The 20,744-nt window shown below is 69.5% G+C and carries 16 protein-coding genes; 9 read left to right on the top strand and 7 right to left on the bottom strand.

Annotated elements, in window-relative coordinates; all coding sequences use genetic code 11:
* Window positions 1–9: 9 nt before the first annotated feature.
* The 6 genes from Ahu01nite_RS40505 to Ahu01nite_RS40480 form a co-directional block, all read right to left on the bottom strand.
* Window positions 10–810 carry an MBL fold metallo-hydrolase gene (locus Ahu01nite_RS40505; RefSeq protein ID WP_203842064.1) on the bottom strand — a complete coding sequence of 267 codons (801 nt, stop codon included), beginning with the start codon at window positions 808–810 and terminating at the stop codon, window positions 10–12.
* Window positions 807–2,366 carry an ATP-binding cassette domain-containing protein gene (locus Ahu01nite_RS40500; RefSeq protein ID WP_203842063.1) on the bottom strand — a complete coding sequence of 520 codons (1,560 nt, stop codon included), beginning with the start codon at window positions 2,364–2,366 and terminating at the stop codon, window positions 807–809. Before Ahu01nite_RS40500 ends, Ahu01nite_RS40505 begins: the two co-directional genes overlap by 4 nt.
* Window positions 2,363–3,367, bottom strand: a complete 1,005-nt coding sequence (locus tag Ahu01nite_RS40495) for an ABC transporter permease (RefSeq protein ID WP_203842062.1) — start codon at window positions 3,365–3,367, stop codon at window positions 2,363–2,365. The genes Ahu01nite_RS40500 and Ahu01nite_RS40495 overlap by 4 nt, the downstream gene beginning before the upstream one ends.
* Entirely contained in the window at window positions 3,367–4,203 is an 837-nt protein-coding gene (locus Ahu01nite_RS40490; protein WP_203842061.1) for an ABC transporter permease, read from the bottom strand. The genes Ahu01nite_RS40495 and Ahu01nite_RS40490 overlap by 1 nt, the downstream gene beginning before the upstream one ends.
* Before the next feature lie 35 nt (window positions 4,204–4,238).
* Window positions 4,239–5,855, bottom strand: coding sequence for an ABC transporter substrate-binding protein (locus Ahu01nite_RS40485; protein ID WP_203842060.1), 1,617 nt, complete (start codon window positions 5,853–5,855; stop codon window positions 4,239–4,241).
* Window positions 5,856–5,966: 111 nt separating this feature from the next.
* On the bottom strand, window positions 5,967–6,596 hold the full coding sequence (locus Ahu01nite_RS40480; protein ID WP_203842059.1) for a TetR/AcrR family transcriptional regulator: 630 nt from the start codon (window positions 6,594–6,596) through the stop codon (window positions 5,967–5,969).
* 106 nt (window positions 6,597–6,702) lie between these two features.
* Here Ahu01nite_RS40480 and uca point away from each other — a divergent pair, with 106 nt between their 5' ends.
* A complete protein-coding gene (gene uca / locus Ahu01nite_RS40475; RefSeq protein ID WP_203842058.1) occupies window positions 6,703–10,248 on the top strand; it encodes an urea carboxylase in 3,546 nt (1,181 codons plus the stop codon).
* 481 nt (window positions 10,249–10,729) lie between these two features.
* Window positions 10,730–11,707, top strand: coding sequence for a hypothetical protein (locus Ahu01nite_RS40470; RefSeq protein ID WP_203842057.1), 978 nt, complete (start codon window positions 10,730–10,732; stop codon window positions 11,705–11,707).
* A 156-nt stretch (window positions 11,708–11,863) separates the two neighbouring features.
* Here Ahu01nite_RS40470 and Ahu01nite_RS40465 read toward each other — a convergent pair whose 3' ends face one another.
* On the bottom strand, window positions 11,864–12,814 hold the full coding sequence (locus Ahu01nite_RS40465; RefSeq protein WP_203842056.1) for a glycoside hydrolase family 6 protein: 951 nt from the start codon (window positions 12,812–12,814) through the stop codon (window positions 11,864–11,866).
* Window positions 12,815–12,907: 93 nt separating this feature from the next.
* Between Ahu01nite_RS40465 and Ahu01nite_RS40460 the strand changes: the two genes are divergently transcribed.
* From Ahu01nite_RS40460 to larB, 7 genes are all read left to right on the top strand, one after another.
* A complete protein-coding gene (locus tag Ahu01nite_RS40460) occupies window positions 12,908–13,960 on the top strand; it encodes a substrate-binding domain-containing protein (protein WP_239159521.1) in 1,053 nt (350 codons plus the stop codon).
* 74 nt (window positions 13,961–14,034) lie between these two features.
* On the top strand, window positions 14,035–16,197 hold the full coding sequence (locus Ahu01nite_RS40455) for a glycoside hydrolase family 9 protein (protein ID WP_203842054.1): 2,163 nt from the start codon (window positions 14,035–14,037) through the stop codon (window positions 16,195–16,197).
* A complete protein-coding gene (locus Ahu01nite_RS40450) occupies window positions 16,190–17,155 on the top strand; it encodes a glycoside hydrolase family 6 protein (protein ID WP_203842053.1) in 966 nt (321 codons plus the stop codon). Before Ahu01nite_RS40455 ends, Ahu01nite_RS40450 begins: the two co-directional genes overlap by 8 nt.
* A 129-nt stretch (window positions 17,156–17,284) precedes the next feature.
* A complete protein-coding gene (locus Ahu01nite_RS40445) occupies window positions 17,285–18,112 on the top strand; it encodes an endo alpha-1,4 polygalactosaminidase (RefSeq protein ID WP_203842052.1) in 828 nt (275 codons plus the stop codon).
* 69 nt (window positions 18,113–18,181) lie between these two features.
* On the top strand, window positions 18,182–19,222 hold the full coding sequence (locus Ahu01nite_RS40440) for a LacI family DNA-binding transcriptional regulator (protein ID WP_203842051.1): 1,041 nt from the start codon (window positions 18,182–18,184) through the stop codon (window positions 19,220–19,222).
* 4 nt (window positions 19,223–19,226) lie between these two features.
* Window positions 19,227–20,081, top strand: a complete 855-nt coding sequence (gene larE, locus Ahu01nite_RS40435) for an ATP-dependent sacrificial sulfur transferase LarE (RefSeq protein WP_203842050.1) — start codon at window positions 19,227–19,229, stop codon at window positions 20,079–20,081.
* Window positions 20,074–20,742, top strand: coding sequence for a nickel pincer cofactor biosynthesis protein LarB (gene larB, locus Ahu01nite_RS40430; RefSeq protein ID WP_203842049.1), 669 nt, complete (start codon window positions 20,074–20,076; stop codon window positions 20,740–20,742). Before larE ends, larB begins: the two co-directional genes overlap by 8 nt.
* Window positions 20,743–20,744 lie beyond the last annotated feature (2 nt).

The raw sequence follows: 20,744 nt of genomic DNA, 5'->3' as shown, positions 1-20,744 counted from the left end.
AACTCCTTACTACAGAACGGTTTGCTCGAGCCAGGACGGCCAGTCGGGGTCGTGCCCGGGCCAGACCTCGGTGCCTTCGGTACGGTCCAGATCCCGCAATCGCCGTGCTGCTGCCGCTGCCAGCGGGGCGTCCTCGGGGCGCATGGTGGTGCCGCAGGCGACCGCGTCGACGATCTGGCCGCGCAGGTCGGCCGCGTCGCAGGCGAGGACGACGGTTCGCGAGGGCAGAGTGACCGCGAAGGACTGGTGGCCCGGGGTGTGGCCGGAGGTGTCGAGGGCGGTGAGGCCGGGGGCGAGGGGGGTGTCGCCGTCGAGGAGGACGATGTCCAGGTCGTCGCGGAGGAAGTCGCTCTGCACCACCGTGCGGGCGAGCGCCTGGGCGGGAGTCAGCTGGGCACCGTACTGATATTCGTTGCGTTGAAACGCGACCGGCACGCCTGGCGGGACCAGACGCAGGCCGCCGGTGTGGTCGACGTGGATGTGCGAGATGGCGCAACCGCGCAACTGCGACCACGCCAGCCCGAGTGCCCCCAATTGATCAGCCAGGGGGTCGCCGGGCGGCACGACGGCCGTGTAGCTGTCGTAGTTGAAGTGCACCCCACGCCGCGCGGGATCGCGGACGATGTCCACGTTGAAGCCGGCGTCGAGCAGCACCCAGCCGTCCGCGTAGACGACCGCGGCGGCGGTGACGGGTTCGAGCAGGTAGCGGGCGGGGTCGCCGCCGAGCACGGAGAGGGATTCGGCGATCGGCTCGTAGCCCACGATCATCGGGTGCAGGCGCAGCGGGTCGCCGGCGACGTCGAACTTCACGATGCCACCGCCGCGAGACTCGGGGACGCTTCGAGCAGTTGCTTGGTGTACGGGTGGGCGGGTGACGCGAAGATCTGTTCCACGGGGCCTTCCTCGACGATGCGGCCGTCGGTCATCACGGCGATCCGGGTGGCTATGCGTTTGGCGACGGCGAGGTCGTGGGTGACGAGCAGCAGCGACACGCCGGTCGAACGGCGCAGGTCGTCGAGCAGATCGACGACCTGGGCGGCGAGGGTGGCGTCGAGCGCGCTGACCGGCTCGTCGCAGAGCAGGATGCCGGGTGACGACGCGAGGGCGCGGGCGATCGCGGCCCGCTGGCACTGCCCGCCGGAGAGCTGGCGTGGTCTGGACGCCGCCATGCGGGCGTCGAGGCCGACCTGGCCGAGCAGTTCGGCGACGCGGGCGGGACGGTCCTTGCGGGGCACTCCGGCGGCGGCGAGCCGTTCGGAGAGCTGGCTGTTGATGCTGAGCCACGGGGTGAGCGACGACCGGGCGTCCTGGAAGATGAGCTGGGGGCGGCCGGCTGCGGGTGGGACGTCGGCGCGGCCGCCGGTCGGGGTTTCGAGACCGGCGGCGATCCGCAGCAGGGTCGACTTGCCGCAGCCGCTCTCCCCCACGAGCACCAGCGATTCGCCGGCTTCGAGGCGTACGTCGACGCCGTGCAGCACGCGCCGCTTCTCGCCACGCTTGTGCGGTGCCGGGAAGTCCTTCACCACCTCGGACAGCGTCAGCACCGGCTCGCCGGCCTCGACGACCGAGGCGGGCGGCAGCGGACCGGCGATGTCCAGCCGCGATTCGAGCAGCTTCTTCGTGTACGCGTGCTGCGGCTCCCTCAGCACCCGCGCCGTGGGTCCGTGCTCGCGGATCTCGCCCTCGCTCATCACCACGATCCGGTCGGCGATCTGCGCGGCGACACCGAGGTCGTGCGTGATGAGCAGGATCGAGCAGCCGTGATCGTCGCGGAGCCGGGCGAACAGCTTGATGATCTGGTCCTGCACCCGGACGTCGAGCGCGGTGGTGGGCTCGTCGGCGACGATGAGTGAGGGGACGCCACCGGGATCCGCGGCGGTGATCGCACCGGCGATGCTCACCCGCTGGCGCAGGCCGCCGGAGAGCTGGTGCGGCCAGTAGCGGATGCGCTGCCCCGGCTCGGGCACCCCGCATTCGGTCAGCGCGTCCAGGGCCCGTTGCGCGGTGGCGCCCCGCTCGCGGACCTGCTTGCCGACGCGCATGGTCGGGTCCAGCGAGGTGAGCGGGTCCTGGAAGACGGCGCCGAGCTCGTTCCGGCGTACCCGTCGCTTGTCCTTCTCGGGGCCGCCCACCATGTCGGTCCCGCCGACCTCGACCCGTCCGGTGATCCTTGTCCGGTGGCCGCCGGGCACGAGGCCGAGCAGGCAGTTGCCGAGTACGGTCTTGCCCGAGCCGGACTCGCCGACCAGCGCGACGATCTCGCCGGGGGCGATGTCGAGGCTGACGCCCTTGAGCGCCCGGAACGGCGTACCCGAGCGGTCGAACTGCACGACCAGCTTCTCGATGCGCGCGACGGCGTCGCTCATACCGGCTCCCTCAGCCTCGGGTCGATCAGGATCTGCAGTGTGTCGACGACGAACGTGATGAGGACGTACGCGAAGCCGAGCACGATCACGACGCCGGCGATCGCCGACAGGTCGGAGTTGGCGATCGCGTCGGACAGGTAGTTGCCGAGGCCCGGCCATGAGAAGAGCATCTCGATGATCACCGAGCCGCCGAGCATGACGCTGACCTGGACACCGGCGATGGACAGCGCCGGGCCGAGCGCGTTGCGCAGTCCGTGGCGCCACACGACGGCGGGCCAGCTGCCGCCCTTCGCGCTCGCGGAGCGCACGAAGTCGGTGGCCATCGTCGCGCGCAACGAGCTGCGCAGCACCCGCCCGATCGCCATCGCCGGGGACAGTGCGAGCACGAGAGCGGGCAGCACGAGGTGATTGACCGTGTCGGCCAGCGCGGCGCCGTCGAGGTGCACGAGGTTGTCGATCAGTCGCAACCCGGTCGGTTCGCTGGCGGCGAGGGCGTCGCCGCGGCCACCGGCGGGCAGCCAGCCGAGATCGCGGTAGAAGACGAGCAGCAGCAGGATGGCGACCAGGAACGTGGGGGCTGACGCACCGGCCACGCTCACGAACCGGACGGCACCCGCGAGCCAGCCGTCGCGGGCACCGATCACGCCGAGGATGAGCCCGCCGATCAGAGCGAGAACGCCCGCGACGACCACCAGCTCCAGCGTGGCGGGCAGGTACGTGCCGATGTCGCTGCTCACCTCGTTGCGCGAGGTAACCGAGATGCCCAGGTCGCCGTGCAGGAGCCGGCCGAGATAGTGGAAATACTCGAGCAGGAACGGCTTGTCGAGGCCGAGCTGCTCGCGGGCGGCGGCGAGGGCCTCCGGGGAGGCGGTCCGGCCGGCCAGGACCCGGGCGGGGTCCGAGGGCAGCTGGCGCTGGATGAAGTAGACCGCGAACGTGAGCACCACGAGGACGCCGAGCATCGACGCGACCCGGCTCGCGATCTGTTTGAGGAGTCCCATCAGCCCATCCGCTCCTGCACGGCGTCACCCGCGAAGTTGGAGATCATGGCGACCGCGAACAGGACGCCGGCCGGGGCCAGGGCGACCCAGGGGGCGCTGAAGACGTAGGTGAACCCGGCCGCGGCCATGCTGCCGATCTCGGCGGCGGGCGGCGGTGCGCCGAGGCCCACGAACGAGAGCCCGGCGAGGACGAGGAGGACGGCGCCGACATCCATCGAGGCGACGACGACGACCGAGCGGAGTACGCCGGGAAACACGTGCCGGGTGACGACACGGAACGTGGAGAATCCCGCCGAGCGGGCCGCGTCGACGTGCGGGAGGCGGCGCAGGACGCGCACCTGGCCGCGGACGATGCGGGCGTACCAGGGCCACCAGGTGACGATGACCGCGATGAGCACGTTACGGAAGCTCGGGCCGAGCGCCGCCACCACGAGCAGCGCGACGAGCGGGCCGGGCAGCGCCAGGAACGCGTCGGTGAGCCGCATGAGCACGGTGTCGACGAAGCGGCCCGACATCCCGGCGACCGTGCCGATCACGGCCCCGATCACCACGCCGCTCGCGATGACCGCGATCGCGCCCCACCAGCTGGCCGACAGCCCGATGACGACGCGGGACAGCACGTCGCGGCCCTGGTCGTCGGTGCCGAGCAGATGCCCGGCGCCGGGAGCGGTGAACGGCACGCCCACGATCTCCGTCTCGCCGGCCGGCATCAGCCGGGCGGCGATCGGCAGCAGCACCGTCAGCAGTGCCACCACCCACAGACAGATCTTCTCCGCGGAGCCGCTTCGTACCCGGCCGGGTACGACACGCCACCGCCGTGGACGCGGATCGGCCACCTCGGCCGACTGTTCCGCCACCGCCCCCGGGCGCATCAGTTACCGGCCCGCTTGAGGGTGCGCAGGTCGAGCGTCAGCGGTGCGGGCAGCCAGTGCCCGCCACCGGTCAGGTCGCTGCGCATGATGAACGAGTCGTTCATGTCGGCGAGCGTGATGTACGAAGCCTGCGCGTGCACCAGATCGCCGGCCTTGGCGTAGTCGGCGTCGATCGTGGCCTGGTCGGTCGCCGCGGCACCCGCGTCGATCGCCGCGTCGGCTTCCTTCGTGCCGCCCACCAGATAGTTCAGCGCACCGTTGCCCTTGGCCGTGTCGGAGTACCAGAACAGCCGCGACCAGGTGTCCGGGTGCGTGGAGTCGGGGTACGCCGTCTCGTAGATCATGTCCGGTGCCGAGGCCAGGTTGCTGCTGAGCCCGTAGATGTCGCTGCCCTGGACGGCGACCAGCTCGACCTTCGCCCCGGCGGCGGCCCACTTCGCCTGCAGCGCCTCGGAGGCCTGCTTGTCGCGGGCGTGCCCGGAGACGTACCCGAGGGTCAGCGTCTTGCCCGCGGCGAGGGTGGTCAGCGCTGTGGGGTCGGTGGTCCAGTCGTCCTTCGCCGTGCCGGCGGGGACGTTCTTCACCGGGTACATCTGCGTCGAGACCGCTGCGTGCGTACCGAAAATCTGTTTGGTGAAAGCGTCCCGGTCGATCGCGGCCCGCAGCGCCTCGCGCAGCTTGACGTCCGCCAGGTTGCCCGTGACCTTGAGGTGCAGCATCGATTTCTGCAGCGTCGGGTACTCCGCGACCTTGTAGCCGGAGTTCTTCGCAAACTGGTCCAGCGTCGCGACCGGCTGGCCGGTGACGATGTCGAGGTCACCGCCCTGCAGCTGGAGCAGCTGGGTCGCCGCGTCCCCGATGACCTTCACCGACACCTTGGCGAAGCCGGGCTTGCCACCCCAGTAGTCGGCGCGGCTGGTCAGCTCGTAGCCCTGGCCCTTGGTCATGCTCGTGAGCTCGTAGGGGCCGGTGCCGGCGGTGTGGTCCTTCAGGTATGTCGTCGCGCTGTCGGCCGCGTTCTTCGTGAGCACGTCCGAGTCGATGATCTTGGGGCCGAACGGGCTCGCGACCAGCGACAGGAACGAGCTGCTCGGCGCGGCCAGGGTCACCACGAACGTGTGGTCGTCGGGCGTCGCGTACTTCGCCACCCCCATCACCATGTACGACATCTGCGACGCGACCTTCTTGTCCGCGAGCCGCTCGAAGCTGGCCTGCACATCCTTGGAGGTCATCGTGCGCCCGCCGGTGAACGTGACGTCGTCGCGCAGGGTGAACGTGTAGGTCAGGCCGTCCTTGGACACGTCGTACTTGCTGGCGAGCTGCGGCACGATCGCCTCGGTGGAGTCCGGGGAGTAGCTGAGCAGGCCTTCGTACACGGCGGTGAGGACCTGGTTGCCCTCGTACTGGTAGACGGTCGACGGGTCGAGCGTCGGCAGGTCACTGGACACCGCGAGCCGCAGCTGGTCGGCGGGCCCGGTGGCCTTGGTGCCCGAGTCGCCCGAACCGCAGGCGGCGAGCGAGAACGTGGCGGCGAGGAGCCCGGCGGCGAGCACGCGCCGTGTCACCCCACGACGCAGGGAGGGCGGAAGGTTATCGGCAACACGGGGAACTGTCATGGATGCTCCTCGTCCGTCAGGACGTTACTTTCGATCGACCGACAGATATTCGGTCGGCCCATTCAGCGCTCGCCGTGTTACAGGCGTACTACGGCCCCATGGCCGATCACGTTAAAAAGCCTGTGCCCGCAACTTCTTCAGCCGCTGCTCAGGGACGCGCAGGACGCGCAGGACGGCGTCGGCGAGGGCCGGGGCGACCGTGTCGGCGTCCAGCTCCGGCTCGGCGCGGCGGCGCAGGATGACCGACTCGACGAGCCCGAACACCAGCCCGGTGACGGCGGCGTCGTCCACGCCCGTCACGGCGGTCACCAGGTCGTGATAGACGGCGTACAGCCGGGCGTGCTCCGCCCGGAACTCCGCGAACGCCTCGTCCCCGACCTCAGGGATCAGGTACAGGGCCCCGATGTTGTCCCGGCCGGAGAGCAGCAGCCGCACGTCGTACGCGCACAGCCCCCACAGCCGGACATCGGCGGGCTCGTCGCGCCCGGCCAGCCCCAGCGCGTACGTGACCGAGGGCCGGACCGTGGCCAGCAGCAGCCGCAACAGGATGGCCTGTTTGCCGGGGAAGTAGTGGTACATGGTGGCCTGGCTGATCCCGGCCGCCGCGGCGATCTTGTGGGTGCTCGCCCCGCCATAGCCCGCCTCGCAGAACAGCCGCGCGGCAGCGACCAGGATGTCCTGCTCGGTGCTGAGCCCCGACTTCGACGGACCCTTGGCGCGCGGGCGTCCCAGCGAAGTCATGCCGGGGAAGGTACAGCACCCGCGTTACGCCGACTTAACGCACCGGAGACGCGATGACAACGCCCGGCTCGTTGACTTTCGATCAGTCAATAGAAAGTCGGGCCGCATGAGCACTCTTCTCATCGCCAACCGTGGCGAGATCGCCTGCCGGATCATCCGATCGGCGCGCGAGCTCGGCCTGCGTACGGTCGCGGTGTTCTCCGAGGCCGACCGCGGCGCCGCGCACACCCGCCTGGCCGACGAGGCGGTCCTGATCGGCCCGGCCGCGCCGTCCGCGAGCTATCTGTCGATCCCCGCCGTGCTGGACGCCGCCCGCCGGACCGGCGCCGACGCCGTGCACCCGGGATACGGCTTCCTGTCCGAGGACGCGGCGTTCGCGGAGGCCGTCGAGGCGGCCGGGCTCGCATTCGCCGGCCCCACCCCGGACCAGCTACGCGTGTTCGGGCAGAAGCACACCGCGCGGGCGGCGGCGCTCGCGGCGGGCGTACCCGTCTTCCCCGGCACCGGGCTGCTCGCCTCGGCCGACGACGCCGTGGAGCAGGTCGCCGCGATCGGGTATCCGGTGATGCTCAAGGCCACCGGTGGGGGCGGCGGCATCGGCATGACCGTGTGCCGCGACGAGGCCGAGCTGCGCGCCGCGTACGAACGCGTCACCCGGCTGGCAGCTCAGAGCTTCGGCTCGTCCGGGGTGTTCGCCGAGCGCTATGTCGAGCACGCCCGCCACATCGAGGTCCAGGTCTTCGGCGACGGTACGGGCGCTGTCGTGTCGCTGGGTGACCGGGACTGCTCGCTGCAACGCCGCCACCAGAAGGTCGTCGAGGAGGCACCGGCCCCTGGTCTGCCTGCGGAGCTGCGTGAACGGCTGCACGCCGCGGCCCGCGACCTGGCGGCGTCGGTGTCGTACCGGTCGGCCGGCACCGTCGAGTTCGTCTACGACCCGGCCCGCGAGCAGGCCTCGTTCCTGGAGGTCAACGCGCGGCTGCAGGTCGAGCACCCGGTCACCGAGGCGGTCACCGGCGTCGACCTGGTGGCCTGGATGCTGCGCCTGGCCGGCGGCGAGACCGGGTTTGTGACCGCCGGCTCTCTTCCTGTCCGGGGGCACGCCATCGAGGCCCGGGTGTACGCGGAAGACCCCGCGGCCGGGTTCCAGCCCAGTGCAGGACGGCTCACCGGCGTACGGCTGCCGTCCGGCCCGGACGTGCGCGTCGACGGCTGGGTGGAGACGGGCACGTCGGTGTCCACGGCGTACGACCCGTTGCTGGCCAAGGTGATCGTGCATGCCGCTGACCGGACCGCCGCGATTTCCAAGCTCGGCGACGCCCTGAACGACACCCGTATCGACGGCATCGAGGTCAATCTGGGGCTGCTGCGGGCTATCACGGCGCTGCCCGCTTTTGCCGGCGTCACGCATCACACAACCACGTTGGACGGTGTCGGCGATCCCTCGCCGCGGATCACCGTCACCCGGCCCGGACTGATGACGACCGTGCAGGACGCGGACGGGCGGCTCGGGCTGTGGCAGGTCGGGGTGCCGCCGAGCGGGGCGATGGACGACCGCTCGCTGCGCGCCGGCAACCGGCTGCTCGGCAACAATGACAACGCACCAGGCCTGGAATGTACGGCGACCGGGCCGGCCCTGACGTTCACCCACGACACGGTTGTCTGCGTGACCGGCGCACCCGCTCCTCTCACCGTCGACGGCGTTGACGTTCCGATGTGGACGATGCTCACGGTGCCGGGCGGATCCACGCTTGATGTCGGGGCGGCCAGCGCGGGGCTGCGTACCTATGTCACCTTTGCCGGTGGTCTGGATGTGCCGTTGTATCTGGGCTCGGCGGCGACTTTCACGCTCGGTGGGTTCGGCGGGCACGGCGGGCGGGCACTGCGGCCGGGTGACGTGTTGCGGACCGGCAGTTCAGGGGGCGCGCCGGCTTCTTTTGTGGAGCCGCTCGAGTTCGGGTCGCACTGGGAGCTCACGGTCGCGATCGGGCCGCACGGCGCGCCGGACTTCTTCACGCCCGCCGACATGAAGGAGATCCTGTCGAGCCGCTTCGAGGTGCACTTCAACTCGGCGCGCACCGGCGTCCGCCTGATCGGGCCGAAACCGGTCTGGGCGCGGCGCGACGGCGGCGAGGCCGGGCTGCACCCGTCGAACATCCACGACAACGCGTACTCGATCGGCGCCCTGGACTTCACCGGCGACACGCCCATCCTGCTCGGCCCGGACGGCCCCTCGCTCGGTGGCTTCGTCTGCCCGGTCACCGTGGTCACCGCCGACCGGTGGAAACTGGGACAGCTAAGGCCGGGCGACACGCTGTCGTTCGTACCTGTCGCTGTGCCTGTGATTTCAAAACCGCGTGGCTGGTCCATGCCCGACGAGGACGGCGTGCTGCTGCGCCGCGATCCCGGCGACGGCAGGCCATCGGTGACCTACCGGCGCAGCGGCGACGACAACGTGCTCATCGAGTACGGCGACATCGTGCTCGACCTCGGCCTGCGCGCCCGCGTCCACGCCCTGCACCAGGCCCTCACCGCGCGGGCCACCCCCGGCGTCATCGACCTCACCCCGGGCATCCGCAGCCTGCAGGTGCACGTCGACCCGCGCACGCTCCCGATCCCCCGGCTGCTCGGCCTGCTCGCCGAGATCGAGGACGAACTGCCCGCGGTCTCCGACCTGGTCGTGCCGAGCCGCCGGGTTCGCCTCCCGCTGAGCTGGGACGACCCCGCCACCCGCGAGGCGATCGCCCGCTACATGGCCGGCGTCCGCGACGACGCCCCCTGGTGCCCCTGGAACATCGAATTCATCCGCCGCATCAACGGCCTCGAAGGCGTCGACGACGTCTTCCGCACGGTCTTCGACGCGGAATACCTGGTTCTCGGCCTCGGCGACGTCTACCTGGGCGCCCCGGTGGCAACCCCGCTCGATCCGCGGCACCGCCTCGTGACCACGAAGTACAACCCCGCCCGCACGTGGACCGCCGAGAACTCGGTCGGCATCGGCGGCGCCTACCTGTGCATCTACGGCATGGAAGGCCCGGGCGGCTACCAGTTCGTCGGCCGTACGACCCAGGTCTGGCGCCCCTACCCGGCCCCCGGCCAGAACCCCTGGCTGCTGGACTTCTTCGACCGCATAAGCTGGTACCCCGTCTCCCCCGAGGAACTCCTCGACCTCCGCGCCGACATGGCCGCCGGCCGGGGCAAGCTGGACATCACCGAGGGCACGTTCTCCCTCGCCGACCACGAGACATTCCTGGCTGACAACGCCGACTCGATCTCAGCGTTCCGCCGCACCCAGGCCACAGCCTTCCAAGCCGAACGCACCGCCTGGGAAGCCGCCGGCGAATTCGACCGCGCCGAAGCCGCCGCGGCAACAGTGGTCACCGACGCCCCCGAGGTCATTGTCCCCCCGGGCGGCGTCCGCATCGACGCCCCATTCGTGGCCAGCGTCTGGAAGGTCTCGGTTGCCGTCGGCGACGTGGTCGCGGCCGGTCAGCCGCTCGTAGCCCTGGAGGCCATGAAAATGGAGACCAACCTGGTCGCCCCGACTGCCGGAGTGGTCACCGCGCTGCCCGCGTCTCCCGGTGCTCAAGTCGCCCCGGGCGACGCCCTCGTCGTTCTGGGCCCCAGCCAGTTGCGACGGCGGGCCATCTGACACCGCGACCACCACGATCCGTCACCCCAGCCAGAATGTATATGTCATGCGCTGAAGAATATTTGCCGCATGTTTGACGACCAGCACCACTGAAAGTTGCGCCATTCCCCATTTCAACGCAATGTCCAACCCCACTCTTTTGATCCACTCCTCGCACACCAGCCGTGGCCACCGTGCGCCGATCGGCAACGATCTTTTACCGGTCGCTCTGAGTGAGCGCTCTAGGCGGGGACGGACCTCACGACCCGAGGCTACGAGTGAGAGGGCCGGGATGTTGCACTGAAGCTTGAAACCTCGGTTGCATGCGGATCTGCCAACGAGAGTTCGGACGGCGAGTCCGGTCAGATGCACGACTGTTCCATGATCAGCGCCGGCATCAGGTGATGTGAGCCGAGTCGTGGCATACCCTGCAGAGGGAATTTCTTTCCATAAGCTTCGCACACGCACCTTGCGCTCTCCACCGATCAGGGGCCGAGCTGTCATGATTGAAGTTTTGATCACCCTTCTTGGAGCCGTGCTGGGCGAGGTCGGAAAGCAGACGGTCGCCAGCGCTTTCTCCTCGGCACGGAAAGACCCTGCAGCCTCAGCCAAAGGGACGAATCAGAGAAATGCGGTCGAGCCATCCTTCTCCGCCGCACGAGGAACAGGCCCTGACCGGGCCGTCAGATATGCGGCACCACGGCGCCAGGCGAGCGTCTACGTAGAAGTATTCAGCGAAGAGTCATTGAATGGGTTCGACCCTGTCGCGGCATACCTGGTGATCATCGTCGACGAGATCAACGGCGGCGCCTCGATCTTCCCGTCCACAGGTGAGTCATTTTGGGTCAACGTCGAGCCAGGAATATATTCGTTCTATATGATCATGGCGGATCGCAGATATGGTGATGCCCTCGAGGCCCCGCTGTACGGCCTCGGGCTCCCTTTCAATGGTAGCCTTCCGCTTTGGGATAACCAGTATGAGTTAAGCGATTCTGCACTTAACAGCCTGGTCCTCGATGCGCCTATTGAGGTCGACGGAGCCGGGCCTCTTGGAATCCAGATGGTCATCCTTGACGCAAACCGCTTCGGGGACGACGTCCGGTCATTGGCGAATGTTTTTGGAGACGACGACGGATTCCTCACCGGCGACTGGGCAGTCTCTGCCGACTACCCGGAAGGTGACTGGTCACGCTCATCGGCGCAGTTTTCTCAGCGCGGCAACTCGGTAATGGGAGTCGTACACTCAAGTCATGTGGACAACGGATCTGAAATAGATGTTCAGCAGCTTGTTCACGGCAGCATCGACTCGGATGGCGTAGTACTGCTGAAGGCTTATGAAGCGCGCATTTTCAGAGGACCTTCGCGAAGTTACTGGAACCTCGATACCTGGCGTGGAAAGGTCCTCGACTCGAATACTGTTGAAGGGTCGGTGTACGACGTAGAAAGCGCCCCGGGATACTTCCTTATGGCACGACTGTAGATCTGACCGAGTTACGACTCTGTCACCACGAGGTACGGGTCAGCGTGTGTCACGTCGTCAGTTCCACGACGGCGCGGGGCGCTGCTGGGCACCCGCACCGCCCCGTTCCTCGGTGTTGACGGGATCGACGGCGCACCCGGCGCAGGTGGATGGTTGCTACGTGCCGGAGATCAGGTGCATGGCGAGGTCGGGGGTGAAGGTGCCGGCGGGGGTGGTGGGGGCGGTGCCGCAGAGGCCGTCGGAGGTGCCGACTGTTTTGATCCAGAGGAGCATTTCGGCGCCGCCGCCCAGCTGGGGGTGGGTGCCTAGTTTGCGGCCGGCGGGGTTGCACCAGACGCCGTTGCTGCCGTTGCCGTTGCGGCTGGTGTCGATCACGAAGGGCTTTGCTGTGCCGAGGGCGGCGTTGACGTTGTTGGCGTAGGTGATGGAAGACGTCGTTGTGTAGTAGTTGGAGACGTTGACCGCGAAGCCTCGGAGGGTGGCCACGCCGGCGTTGCGGAGGTAGGTCGCCATGGTTGCCGGGGCGACCCAGCCTGCGTTGCCGGCGTCCAGGTACGCCCAGGTGTTCGTTGAGCGGGTGGCGAACTGGTTCGCGGCGAAGTTCAGCAGGGCGTTGCGGGCGGTGATCTGGGCGGCGGTCATGCAGGAGTAGTCGCCGAAGGCGTCGGGTTCGATGATGACGATCGCCGGGCGGGTGCCGATGGAGTCGGCGAAGGCGGCGATCCAGGTGCGGTAGGCCGCGTCCGAGCCCGCGCCGCCGCTGGACTGGCCGCCGCAGGCGTCGCGGCCGGGGAGGTTGTAGGCGACCAGGATGGGGAGTTTGGCCGCGTTGGCGCCGCGGCCGACGTAGGCGCCGACCGTTGTGCCGATGCTGCCGGAGGAGTTGGTGAACCATTTCGCGATGGGATAGTTCCCGATCTGGGCCTTGATGGTCGCGGCTCGCGAGTCTGACGGGTTCGCCTTCACCCAGGTGTTGGGGACGGAGTCCGGGTCGACGAGAAAGCCGTTGGTGGAGCCGAGCGGGTCCGCGGCTGCGGAAGCGGGGGCAGGAGCGGCAGTCACGGTGAGGAGAGCGGCGAGAGCGAGGGTGAGGGCACGTTTCATCATGGCGTCTCCCGTGTTAAGCAGGGATGACAACGATGAACAGGAATGCGTGGGGTGGCCAATGAAGTGGTCAATCTCGATCAGATCGGATCAAACGTGAACACGGCGAACTTCCTCAACGTGCAGCGGCGCGAGCGGCTCCTGGCGGAGCTGCACAAGCATGGCGCCGTACGCGTGACGGAGCTGGCCGTGCTGCTGCGGGTCAGCCCGATCACGATCCGGCGGGACATCGCCACGCTGGCCCGGGAGAAGCGGCTGACCCGGGTGCACGGGGGCGCCATGCTGCCACCGGACGCGGCGCGCAGCCCCCAGCCCGTCCAGCGGCTGACGCTGGGGATGATCGTGCCCAGTCTGGACTTCTTCTGGCCGCAGGTCATCACGGGCGCCCGGACCGCCGCCGCGATGCTCGGTGTCGACCTGCGGTTGCGGGGATCGAGCTACGACCCGGCCGAGGACCGGCGGCAGATCGCCCAGCTGATGGATGCGGAGCGCCTCGACGGTCTGCTCGTCGCCCCGGACATGCGCGACGACCTGAGCGGGATCGGCGCGCTGCCCGTGCCGTGTGTCCTGGTGGAGCGGGCGGCGCCGGCCTGGGGGCCGAACCCGCGGCCGCTGGAGTCGGTGCGCAACGATCACGATGCCGGGGTGGAGGTCGCGCTGCGGCACCTCGCCGCGCAGGGGCATCGCCGGGTCGGGCTGATCGCCACGCCGCTGAGTCCGAACGCCGACCTGATCGAGCACGCCTTCGAGCTCGGGTGCCCGGTCGCGGGGCTCAGTGCCGAGATCAAGATCCGGGATTCGCTGCGTACGGACACCGCGCTCGCGATCGAGGTTCTACGGCTGTGCCGGTTGACGGAGACCACGGCCCTGATCGTGCACAGCGACCCCGATGCCATCGCGCTGAGCCGGGCGGCGGCCGCTCACGGCGTACATATTCCGGATGATCTGGCTCTGATCTCCTATGACGACGAGACGGCGCATCTGGGGGAACCGCCGCTGACCGCGGTGCGGCCGGCGAAGGGGCAGATCGGGCGGATGGCGGTGGAGATGATCGTGTCGCGGCTGGGTGAGGGTGATCGGCGACCGGCGAACCGGCTGCTGCTCGTGCCCGATCTGATCGTGCGCAAGTCGTCCATCAGGTACCACTGATCACTTCTGATCGTTTCGGATCGGGGGCGATCAGGTCGTAGCGCTCAGTGGCAAGGTTCCTTTACTAAAAGGGCATGCTTCGAGTCGTCCTGCTGAGCCTGACCCTGGCCGCCGCACCGTACGAAGCCGCCGCACCGCACGACGCCGCCGCACCGTACGACCAGGTCACCAACGGCACGTTCGATACGGCGACCACGCCGTGGGTCGCGTACGGTGGCGCCTCCGGGAAGCTGCGCGCCGTCGACGGGCAGGCGTGCGTGGACACCGGGACCGGCACGATAAATCCGTGGGACTCCATGCTCGCGCTGCCGTTCCTGCGCATCCAGAACGGCGTCGGCTACACGCTCACGTTCTCGGCGCGGACGACCGTACCGATCCCGGTGACCGTGGTTTTCCAGCAGAACTCGCCCGCGTACTCGACCGTGCTGGCGTCGAGCATCACCGTGCCGGGCACGCTGACGACGTACACGCTGACCGGGACCGGGAAGGGTGAGTTCCTCGACGGGCAGCTGGGGTTCCAGTTCGGCGGGCAGGCGCAGACGACGTTCTGCATCGACGACGTCAGCCTCACGGGTGGCGAGCCGCTCCCGCCGTACGTTCCGGACACCGGCCCCCGGATGCGCGTCAACCAGGTCGGCTATCTGCCGGGCGGCCCGAAGGGCGCGACCCTCGTCACCGACGCGACCGGCCCCCTGCCCTGGCAGCTCACCGACGCCGCCGGCCGCGTCGTCCGAACCGGCCGCACCACACCACGCGGTGTCGACCCGACCTCCGGGCAGAACGTGCAGACCCTCGATTTCACCAGCTTTCATGGAGAAAGCGACGACTATCGGATCAGCGCCGACGGCGCCACCAGCTATCCGTTCCCGATCCGCGCCGGCATCTACGACGAGCTGGCCCGCGACAGCAAGACGCTGTTCTACACGCAGCGCAGCGGGACGCCGATCCTCGACTCGGTCGCCCCCGGATACGGCCGGGCCGCGGGCCACATCGGCATCGCCCCCAACCAGGGCGACACGGCGGTGCCCTGCCTGCCACCGGCGGCGTTCGCGGACAACTGGACCTGCCCGGCGGGCTACACCCGGGACGTGACAGGCGGCTGGTACGACGCCGCTGACCACGGCAAGTACGTCGTGAACGGCGGGATCGCCGTCGCCCAGCTGCTGTCCGAGGTGGAGCACGGCAACAACGCCCCGGCGCTGCGCGACGAGATCCGCTGGGAGCTCGACTTCCTGCTCACGATGCAGGTGCCGGACGGGCAACCCCTGGCAGGGATGGCGTACCACAAAATCACCGACACGAGCTGGACCGGACTCCCCCTGGACCCGGCGGCCGACGCGAAACCCCGGGCCCTGCACCGTCCGTCCACGGCGGCGACCCTCAACCTGGCCGCTGCCGCCGCGCAGGGGGCCCGGGTCTTCCGAAAGAGCGATCCCGCGTACGCCGCCCGCCTCCTCAACGCCGCCGAGATCGCCTACACAGCGGCAAAAGCCAACCCCGCCCTCTACGCACCGGCCGCGGACACCTCAGGCGGCGGCGCGTACGCGGACACCGACGTCACCGACGAGTTCTACTGGGCCGCCGCCGAACTCTCGATCACCACCCGGCGACCACCCCCGCCCCCGCGCCCCGGCACTTTTGACCCCGACGGCTTCTACTGGGGCTCGGTGGCAGCGCTCGGCAGACTCGACCTGGCGACCGAGGCCCACGACCCCCTCGCGACGCTCTCCGTGATCGCCGCCGCCGAACGCCTCATCGCCCTGCAGCGCAAGCAGCCCTACGGCCAGCCCTACGCACCCGCGAGCGGCAAATGGGCGTGGGGCTCGAACGGCAACATCCTCAACAACATCGTCGTGCTGGCCACCGCCGCGGAGCTCACCGGCGCCCGCCGCTACCACGACGCCGCGCTCACCGGCGTGGACTTCCTCTTCGGCCGCAACGCCCTGAACATCTCCTACGTCACCGGTTACGGCACGGTCTACGCCAAGAACCAGCAGAGCCGCATGTACGCCCACCAGCTCGACCCCCGCCTGCCGAACCCGCCCGCCGGAACCCTCGCCGGCGGCCCGAATTCCGGGCTGCAGGATCCCCTCTCCGCGCGCCGGCTCGCCGGATGCCTTCCCCAGTTCTGCTACCTCGACGACATCAACTCGTACGCCACCAACGAACTGACCATCAACTGGAACTCGGCTCTGTCCTGGGTCTCCGCCTACCTGAAAGATTCCCCCGATGCGTAAATCGATCACCGTGTCGCTGGTAGCCGCCGTGGCGGCCGCTTGCGTCGCTGCCGTACCGCTGCTGTCGGCGGACGCGGCAACGGCATCCCCGCTCGCGCAGACCACCGGCGGCTTCGCTGATCCGAAGCTCCCCGCCATGAAGTGGGTGACAGCACATCCCACGGACGGCCGCGCGGCCACGATCAGGGCGAACATCGCGACCCAGCCGATGGCCCACTGGTTCACCGGCACCAGCGACCCCGACATCGGCGCGGCCGTCGCGAAGTACACCGGCACCGCGAGGTCGGCGGGCAACAAGCTGCCCGTGCTCGTGGCCTACAACCTGCCCGGCCGTGACGCGTGCGGTGCCGAGTCCGCGGGCGGTGCGGCCACGGTGGCGGCGTACCAGACGTGGATCTCGACCTTCGCGGCGGCGATCGGCAGCAGCCCGGCGATCGTCGTCCTCGAGCCGGACTCGCTCGGCGACTTCGAGTGCATGACCGCAGCACAGATAGCCACCCGTACAACCCTGCTGAACTTCGCCACGCGGATGTTCGCCGAGAAGGCCCCGAACACGTGGGCCTACCTCGACGCGGGCAACGCGAACTGGGGTGTGCCCGCGACGATGGCCGCGCGGCTCAAGGCCTCCGGCGTGACCCGGGTACGCGGCTTCTCCGTCAACGTCTCCAACTTCGTGAACACCACCCGCTCCAAGGACTACGCCGCCAAGATCAAGGCAGCGCTGGGCACCTCCGCCGGGTATCTCGTCGACACCAGCCGCAACGGCGACGGCTACAACGGCGAGTGGTGCAACCCCGCCGGCCCCCGCATCGGCAGGCGGTCGACGGCCGACCCCGCCGCGCTCGAACTCTGGATCAAGAACCCCGGCAACTCCGACGGCACCTGCGGCATCGCACCGAGCACCCCGGCGGGCACCTTCGACCCGAACCTCGCGCAGCGCCTCATTACCGGCGCCTAATATATGTTAGTTTGTCGATGAATGCGGTCGAACCCAGCCGGTATCACCAGCCCGGCATCGGATCGCCAGGAGAACGGCCGCGGCCTTTCTCCGAGGCGGGGCAGACCGTTGAGACCATGGAGAACCAACATGGCATTCCGCACGAGAAAGTTCGTCATCAGCGCCGTAGCGGTATCCGCCGCCCTGGCCGGAGGCGTGGCACTCGCCTCCTCATCGGACGCGGCGGTCACCGCGGCGGCGGTCACGCTGCCTCCGGTCAACGCCAAGTTCGACTACCAGATCGGCGCGGCGTACACCCCGCCCTCGGGGGTGACGGTGGTCAGCCGGGACCGCAAGGCCACGCCGGCAGCCGGGATCTACAACATCTGTTACGTCAACGCGTTCCAGGTGCAGCCCGACGAGGTCACCTGGTGGCAGCAGAACCACGACGACCTGCTGCTCAAGGATTCCAGCGGTGAGTACGTCGTGGACGGCGACTGGAACGAGATCCTGCTCGACACGTCCACCGCCGCCAAGCGGACCGCGCTGACCGGGGTCGTCGGCGGCTGGATCGACGGCTGCGCGACCGCCGGGTTCAAGGCGATCGAGCCCGACAACATCGACTCGTACGACCGCTCCGAGGGCCTGCTGACCAAGGCCGGCGCCGTCTCCTACCTGCAGCTGCTCGCGACCCGGGCGCACGCCAAGAGCCTGGCGATCGGGCAGAAGAACACCACCGATCTGGGTACGGCGGGCAAGTCCGCCGGGCTCGACTTCGCCATCGCCGAGGAGTGCGGCCGCTACACCGAATGTGACGGCTACACCGACGTGTACGGCACCCACGTCATCGACATCGAATACACCAAGTCGGCCTTCACCAAGGCCTGCAGTGCGGTCGGGGCGACAATCTCGGTCGTACGCCGGGACGTGGCGGTCACCGCCCCCGGCAGCAGCACGTACGTGTACGACGCCTGCTGACGCTGTGGCCCGCCGGACCTTCCCGCCCCCACCGCGGACAGGCCCGGCGGGCCCGATCGGAGATCCGCCATGACGACTCCCCCGCGGCCCACCATCTACGACGTCGCGCGGGAGGCGAGCGTCGCCGCGTCCACCGTCTCGCGGGCCTACGCGCGCCCCGGCCGGGTCAACGCCGAGACCGCCCAGCGCATCTTCCGGGCCGCGGAGCTGATCGGTTACCGCCCGAGCCGCGCCGGCGACACCCAGCCCGCGGGCCGCATCGCCCACAGGGCCGTCGGCCTGGTGATCGCGGACGTCACCAACCCGTTCTACGGCGACATCATCAAGGGCGCTTACCAGGCCGCCCGCGAAGCCGATTACCACCTGATCCTCACCCACACCAACGAGTCGCCCGAGGTCGAACGCTCCTCGATCGAACGCGAGCTGGGCCATGTGGACGGGCTCGTCATCGCCAGCTCCCGGATGACGGACTCCGCGCTGCGCATGGTGGCGAAACAGAAGCCGGTCGTCCTGCTCAACCGGATCATCCCCGAGGCCAGCTGCGTCGTGACCGACATCCACCGCGGCGTACGCCTCGCCACGGAACACCTCGCCGCCCTGGGCCACCGCCGCATCCTCTACGTGGCAGGCCCCGAGACCAGCTGGTCCGACGGCATGCGCTGGCGAGCGTTACAGGAGACCACAGCCGGCCTCGAGCTGGACGTCCGGCGCATCGGCCCGTACGAGCCGACGGTCCTCGCCGGTCTCAGCGCGGCCCGCCGGGTCACCCGCACCGGGGCGACGGCGCTGCTCGCGTACAACGATCCCCTGGCCATCGGTGTCATGAAAGGCCTCGGCAAACTGGGCCTGAGCGTCCCCGCCCAGATCAGCGTCGTCGGCTTCGACAACATCATGTTCGACGAACTCGTCGAACCGGCGCTGACCACGATCGCCTCCCCGCTCTACCGGATGGGCTTCACCGGCGTGCAGAACTGCATCGCGATCGCCCAGGGTGCCCACACCAGCGGCGCCCCCCTGGTCCTCCCGGTCCGCCTCGTCCCCCGCCGGTCCACCGCCCGCGCAACATCTGGCAACCACTTGCCATCCGCCGGGGCCCGCGGCGTGCAATGACGTGATGAACCCCTTCGAGCAGGACGAGGCAGGGCGGGCCATCGCCGACATCGAACGCCGGCTGGCCGGCGTCACCCGGCTCGGCGTGGCGTTCTCCGGCGGCGTCGACTCCTCGGTGCTGCTCGCCCTGGCCGCCCGCGCCCTCGGCCCCGACCGTGTCATCGCGATCCTGGGCGTCTCCCCGAGCCTCGCCGCCGACGAACGAGCAGCGGCCCACGCGGTCGCCCGGCACATCGGGGTCGCCGTCACCGAAATCCGGACCTACGAGGGTGACCGTCCCGCGTACCAGGCGAACGGCCCGGACCGCTGCTTCCACTGCAAGGACGAGCTGTTCACCAGGATCGGCGACAAGGTGGTGGTCGCGCACGGACTGGACGCGATCGCCTACGGCGAGAACACCGATGACGTACGCCGGAACGACCGCCCGGGGGCCCGGGCCGCGGTCGCCCACCGGGTGCTGACCCCGCTGGTCGCCGCCGGGCTCGACAAGGCCGCCGTGCGCCGGATCGCGCGCGTATTCGCCCTGCCCTGCGCCGACAAGCCCGCGGCACCCTGCCTCGCCTCCCGGATCCCGCACTTCTCCATCGTCAGCCCGCTCAAGCTCAGCCAGGTGGAGGAGGCCGAGGCTGCCCTGCGCCGGCTCGGATTCCAGGACCTACGGGTACGCCACCACGGCGACATCGCCCGCCTCGAGTTACCCGCCGCCGACGTGGTGCGGGCGGTCGCCGATCCGCTGCGCTCGCAGATCCACGCGGCGGTGACGGGGGCGGGTTTCCGGTTCGTCACGCTCGACCTGGGCGGCATCCAGTCCGGCGCCTTCACCCACGCGGCGATCTCGGGCCCGGTCGTCGGTGAGTGAGCTGGGGGCGTACGCAAAGCTGGATTTTGATCGTGTGCAGCGGCGAGGCTATCCGGAGGCCGTCTACTGCGCCGGGAAGACGCCGGAGCAGGTGGCGGGGATCGCCGAGGCTCTGCGGGACCGGGCTGACGCCGTGGCCCTGTTCACTCGGGCGGGGCCGGAGCATGCCGCGGCGGTGCTGGGGGTGCTGCCGGACGCTTTCCACGACTCGATGGCGGGAATCCTCGCGTGGCCGGCCGACGAACCGAAGCCGACCGGCGGGACGGTCATGGTCGTCGCTGCGGGCACCTCCGACCTGCCGGTGGCGTGGGAGGCGGCGCTGACCGCCCGGTACCTCGGCCGCGCCACCGACCTCGTGGTGGATGTCGGTGTGGCGGGGCTGCACCGGGTGCTGTCGTACGTGGAACCCATGCGCCGCGCCCGGGTCGTCGTCGTGGTCGCCGGCATGGACGGCGCGCTGCCGGGGGTGGTGGCCGGGTTGATCGCCGCTCCCGTGGTCGCCGTGCCGACGTCGGTGGGGTACGGCGCCGCGTTCGAGGGGCTCGCACCGCTGCTGACCATGCTCAACGCGTGCGCACCCGGCGTAGCCGTGGTCAACATCGACAACGGCTACGGCGCGGGCCACCTCGCCGCCCAGATCGCCGCCCCGATGCCGGCATGAGA

It is taken from the genome of Winogradskya humida (assembly GCF_016862215.1).
GTDB classification, from domain to species: Bacteria; Actinomycetota; Actinomycetes; order Mycobacteriales; family Micromonosporaceae; genus Actinoplanes; species Actinoplanes humidus.
This window is presented reverse-complemented; position numbering and strand designations above follow the sequence as displayed.